This window comes from Candidatus Woesearchaeota archaeon, from assembly GCA_021734105.1.
GTDB lineage: Archaea > Nanobdellota > Nanobdellia > Woesearchaeales > SKGA01 > SKGA01.
Genome location: JAIPJP010000042.1, coordinates 1 through 6,149 on the forward strand (window position 1 = coordinate 1; position 6,149 = coordinate 6,149).

The following is a 6,149-nucleotide window of genomic DNA, read 5'->3' on the forward strand; positions in this document are numbered from 1 at the left end:
AGTTTGCGAAGCAAACTACACTACATGAAAAAAAGAGAATTCGCATGGCAAATCATCACCTACAATCTTGAGAAGCTAAGTCAAAGCAGTAAATCTTTGCTTTACTGGCTCTGGAGAGCAATCACTTTGAACAAGCCCCTTATTTTAGCTTATTTATTTAATTCTCCCAGTGGAGAAATACCGCTTGTCGATGATATTAGCAATATTCGTGCAAACGAATCAAGAACCATACGACCCGAATTTATAACAACCGAACTAGAGATACCACCGTCTGATTTTCTAGAAACGTCTTCAAGTTTAACGCAGGCATTGCAAGCAACAGATCCAGATACAATGAGCAATTATTGTAACGCAGTTATTGATGAACAAGATAAAGACATTTGCTATTCACGTGTAGCAGAAAGGTTTTCAGAGGGAATATATTGCGAATCAATAGTTTTAGAAGAACTTCGAGATAATTGTTATGTTACCCTAATTTTATCAGGGCAAAATAGTTTTTGTGATTCATTGTCCTTACCCGAAAATCAACTTCTTTGTATTTAAAAAATTGTTAATCTCTTTTTTCTTTTTTTAGTTGTTTTGCAAAAAGTATATTTTTATCAAAGTCATAATTATTGCTGTTATCTATTTGTATCTGTTTTTTATTCTTTGTAAAATGAAGTCAAAGATACAAAACTTTAAAAAAAGCTCTTGCTAACTCTTAGCACATGACAGAGCTTAAAGCGCACGAACTGGCGACAAAACAAAGAGATATTGGTGTTGCAGAATTTTTTGCACGAAACAGACATTTACTCGGATTTGACAACAAACGAAAAGCACTTCTCACCACGATTAAAGAAGCAGTTGATAATAGTTTAGATGCGTGTGAAGAATCAGGAATTCTTCCTGAAATTAGCGTTGAAATTATTGACATGAACAATGATCGATTTAGAGTAATCATTGAAGATAATGGTCCTGGAATTGTACAAAAACAAATTCCAAGCATCTTTGCAAAATTACTTTATGGAAGTAAATTTCATAGTCTGAAACAAAGTCGTGGACAACAAGGAATAGGAATTAGTGCAAGCGTTATGTACGGACAACTCACGACAGGTCGAGCATCACGAATCACTTCAAAAATAGGTCCGAATGAACCTGCACATTACTATGAACTACGTATTGATACTGGAAAAAACAAACCTGAAATTGTTAACGAAGATGTAAAAGAATGGTCAAAAGATCACGGTACAAAAATTGAGATAGATCTTGAGGGAAGCTACCAACGAGGAAACCAAAGTGTTGACGAATATCTTAAAGAAACAGCTGTTGTTAACCCCCATGTCACGATTATTTATACTAATCCCAAAGCTGAACAATTTATTTTTCCTCGAGCAACAGAAAATATGCCTAGGGAAGCAGAAGAAATAAAACCACATCCTTATGGTGTAGAACTTGGCGTTTTTATAAAAATGATGGAAACAACACAAGCACGAACGTTTCAACAATTCATGACAACAGAATTTAGTAAAGTAAGTCCTCGCGTTGCAAAAGAAATTGCAGAGCACGCACGGATACTTCCTCACGCCAAACCAAAAAAAATAGGTCCTGCGGAAGTTGAAAAAGTGCTTGCTGCAATTAATGAAGTGAAAATACAAACACCATCACCCGACTGCATATCGCCTATAACTGCAGAACTTTTAGAAAAAGGAATAAAAAAAGAAATAAATGCGGAGTTTTACACAACTGTATCTCGATCACCTGCAGTTTATCGAGGGAATCCTTTTCAAGTAGAAGTTGCTCTTGCTTATGGAGGGTATCAACCAAAGGATAAATCTGCGAATGTTATGCGATTTGCAAACAGAGTACCATTACTTTTTCAACAAGGAGCTTGCGGTATATCTAAAGCAATACAAAGTATTAATTGGAAACCCTATGGTCTTCAACAATCAGCAGGCAATTTACCCATAGGTCCCTTAACTATTCTAGTTCATATTTCTTCAGTATGGGTTCCTTTTACTAGCGAGAGTAAAGAAGCAATTGCTCATTATGCAGAAATAATTGATGAAATAAAAAAGGCACTTCAAGAAGCAGGACGAAGCCTTGCAAAATATACTGCAAAAAAAACGCGAGTGAAGTCAGAACTCAAAAAACGAAGTTACATACAAAAATATATGGTGCATGTCGCAACAGGATTAACCGAACTCTTAGATTTAGATAAGGCTGATGAAGAAGAAATTATAGGGAAACTAGGTGTTATCTTAGAGCATAAACGAGGAGAAGTAGATGCTATGGATTTTGATCCAACAAAAAATACTGATTACGATGAGGAATGGGCAAAAATAGGAAAAGATGAAACAGAAGGAACAAAGGAAGAAAATTCCGACTCTGATAAAGAAGGCAATTAACCATGACAATAAAACAAGATAAACAAGTAGAAGATCGTCTTAAAGCAATAGCAAAAAATATTCATGATACTATTAAGCAAAGTAAACCGCCGGTGATGACAACACCCATTCGATCATTAAGTAATGTTGTTTTTGATAAAAAAGAAGGTTATTTTTGTATTCAAGATAAAACAAAACAACGAACACTCACTGCATCAACAATAAAATCATTCGCACAAACACTTCGCATGATGGCATTATCCAAAGAACTTTTAGTAAGTGATGACTCCGCAACAAAAAGAGAAGCATATTACGTTTCTAAAAATTGGGGTGATGCACGTTTTAATGAACAACCAGAATCAGATAGTATTATGGATGACATTGAAGCAATGCTTCATGTTAATCGAGAACAAATGGGTTTTATTCCAGGAGAACACGGTGGAGCGGTAGCAGGAGCACTCACTGTTATTGACAATGACTTTGAAACAAAAAAAGAACTTAAAATAGATTGTACGAAATTTGGGAGTGGTGCATATTCTATTCCATCATCTGTTGAACATTTAAAATTCGAAACTAAAGCTAAATTCGTGCTTGCAATTGAAACCCAAGGCGCGTTTGAGCGACTTAATAAACATCAATACTGGAAAAAAGCAAATTGTATTTTGATTGCGATGAGTGGAGTTCCAACTCGTGCATGCAGGCGTTTTATTCGAAAACTCTCAGACGAACAAAGTTTACCCGTGTATGTTTTTACAGATGGCGATCCTTACGGATACGGAAATATCTATCGAACATTAAAAGTTGGAAGTGGGAATGCAGCACATATCAATGAGTTTTTTTGTGTACCTAAAGCAACATTTATTGGGGTAACGCCAGGTGATATAGCAACTTATAACTTACCAACACATCCACTTAAAGAAGTAGATGTTAAGAAAATTAAAGATTTACTTAAAAACGACCCTTTTTTTAAAGATCATAAAGACTGGCAAAAAGCCTTACAAAGAATGGCCAAAGAAAAAGTTCGTGTAGAGCAACAGGCATTTGCAGCACATGGACTAAATATGGTTATGGATAAGTATTTGCCAGAAAAAATACATGATAAGAAAACGTGGCTACCATAATTAAGAGCTGAGGAAATTTTTTTCTGCGCTACTTGTTTAGCATGATGCTTTCTTGATTTGTATTAATTGTCATTTAAGATTTGAGTGTAAATGCATAATCATTTTTAAGCTTTATAAAAGAATTTTTTGGAGTTGTCTTGCTTTAAAAAGGGTTGGATATGTTGCTTGAAAAGTTTCTTAAAAACTGTCTATTGCAAAGAAGTAGCGAGCTTTGATGTACAGCTGTTGATTTTTTGGTAAAACTATGCTTTTTGCAACACAACTAAAATTATTTAAAGCAAATAATAATAAAAGTTCATTTTGAATGAGTTCTTTGGCGCGAAACCTTTAAATACTGACTCTCATAGAATCATGACTATGACTAGTCTATTCTCTCCTCAACGAAAAGGACAAGCCCACTCAGCTGTAGGGGCTGGTGGAGCGGCCGTTTTGGTCCTTCTAATAACGCTTATTATTATTTTTTATATTCTCTTTCTTCCGCCAGAGGAAAGAGCGGCCCTTTTAAATGATGGGGGAATACCTGGCACGCCAAATTCAGATTCAAGCGGCTATGCACATCTCATAGGAACAACACCTTTAGCTACGCAAATAGGCTCTATTAATTATATTAGCGAATCAGAAATAGAACACCCCTTGAACTCATTCACTATTTACACAAAAACTGATGCAAATCTTATTCATCAAGTCCCCTCGCTTTATGTGAAAAACTCAGCATTTGACAAACAAAGCGAAGAAATAACGTTTAGTATTGATAAATATGCGTCCGAACGACTCTACCTTTCTTTTAATGTCTTTCGAACGGATGGCATTTTACAGATTTATTTGAACGGTCTGCAACTCTTTGAAGGAACACTTCAAGAAGGTTCGTCGACGCCGATTTCATTACCACAAGATTATTTGAAACAAAATAATATATTATATTTTACCGTCTCTAGTCCAGGATTTGCATTTTGGAGAGTGAACGAATATGAATTACAAAACTTACGTATTGTAGGAGATGTTACTGATTCATCACACAGTATGAATATGCAAAAATTCTTCATGGTGACAGACGAATATGACTCTATGGAAAAGGGAGTGTTACAATTTTTTCCCGACTGCGACACCATACAAGTAGGAAAAATTACTCTTGATGTGAATGGAGAAACTGTTTTTAATGGTATTCCTGACTGCGGCTTAAAAAATTATATTACTCTGAGTAAAGAAACTTTACGATCAGGAGAAAATACCGTAGAATTTGTTTCAGAATACGGTTCGTATATTATTGATCAACTAGAACTTAATGTTAAACTTATAGAGCCAGACTATCCCATTTATTATTTTGACCTTGATGAAGACCTCTTTGTGAGCGTTGATAAAAACAACGAATTCTGTGGCAACATCGATGGCGTGTGTCCAAATGGATGCGATTCTTATGAAGACAAAGATTGTTGTTTTGCAGAATCAAGAAATAATTATTGGTGCGATTTTAAACCAGACAATCCACGAGATCGGTGTGTTAATATGGTTTTAGCAAGTTATACTGATAGATGTGTAAGCGGCTATGAAAACTATCGAGGACAACCACCAGAGGCAGGTGAGCAACTTTGCGGCGATGATACTGATGGCTATTGTCCAAGTAATTGCCCCGCAGATTATGATAAAGATTGTTGTTTTGAAATAGAAAATGCTTATTGGTGTGAAGATGTACCTTATACTGGTGTTGATGATATTTGCACAACAGCAGTAACACTTGCAGAATGTGATGCTTGTTCTGATGGCTATGTTGATAAAGATAATAGAAGACCAAATTGTCCAACAATAGAACTTGATAATCCAAGCATCTTAGAGCTTAAAGCGGGAGTTCATGTCTTTTTAGAAGTATTCTTTGTAGATGACTCTTATAAAAAAGTGAATTTTAATCTTAACGGCGAAGGCGTAGTTCCTATGAACACCTACAAAGCACGAGTCAAGCAAATTATTGATCCTTATGTGCGAGAAGGAACAAACTCCATAGTTATTCAACCACAAAAAGATGTTACTATTTCACATATTAAAGTAACGGTCGAATAAATTTTTTTATTCGTTGTAAAGCACGCAAAGAAAAGATTCGCTTTTCTTGCACAAAAAATAGTGACTTTTTTGTGTCAAAAATAAGAGTCTTCTTATTTTTGGATAATGCATTAATTTTAATAGAAAAGAGGAAACGAGTATATGCCAGGAAAATTTTCTTACACAAAAGGGATGCGACGAGGAGGCGAAAAAGATGCTCGTTCTCGCTTTGTTTCTCAAGAAGCAGTAGAGCGTTATGCAAACATGCATGGTGAAGAAGCAGCTACAGCTCGATTTGGCGGCAGTGGTGGAAATGAAGAAGAAGCAATAGCTCAAGCCGCTGCGGGCGCTCTTAACTCTGCACTTGGAAACGAACAAAAACAAGAAGAAGCCATGGCAAAAAAAATGGCTCAACAAAATAAAGCTCAAGCAAAAAATATGGAGCGCATGGCTGAATCAGTCGGGCAATCACCACCACCTTCAGCGTCACAATATTTTAACAATTCAGGTGCAGATGAGGCAGCAGAGCGTCAACAAGAACGACTTGAAAAACAACAACAAGAACAAGCACAAGAAGCAGAACTGCGCTCAGAAATAGATGAAGAAAAACGCGCAAAAATAGAAAAACTCAAAC

General features: G+C 35.9%; 5 protein-coding genes. All 5 read left to right on the forward strand.

What is annotated here, in order from left to right; translation table 11 throughout:
- Positions 1 to 543: hypothetical protein (locus tag K9M74_05700; GenBank protein MCF7799367.1), on the forward strand; the 543-nt coding region annotated here is incomplete at its 5' end.
- Positions 544 to 707: 164 nt separating this feature from the next.
- On the forward strand, positions 708 to 2,384 hold the full coding sequence (locus tag K9M74_05705; protein ID MCF7799368.1) for a DNA topoisomerase VI subunit B: 1,677 nt from the start codon (positions 708 to 710) through the stop codon (positions 2,382 to 2,384).
- A 2-nt stretch (positions 2,385 to 2,386) separates the two neighbouring features.
- Complete coding sequence (locus tag K9M74_05710) at positions 2,387 to 3,484, forward strand: DNA topoisomerase IV subunit A (GenBank protein MCF7799369.1); 1,098 nt, start codon at positions 2,387 to 2,389, stop codon at positions 3,482 to 3,484.
- A 357-nt stretch (positions 3,485 to 3,841) separates the two neighbouring features.
- Positions 3,842 to 5,536, forward strand: a complete 1,695-nt coding sequence (locus K9M74_05715; GenBank protein ID MCF7799370.1) for a hypothetical protein — start codon at positions 3,842 to 3,844, stop codon at positions 5,534 to 5,536.
- Positions 5,537 to 5,677: 141 nt separating this feature from the next.
- On the forward strand, positions 5,678 to 6,149 hold a 472-nt coding region (locus tag K9M74_05720), incomplete at its 3' end, for a hypothetical protein (GenBank protein ID MCF7799371.1).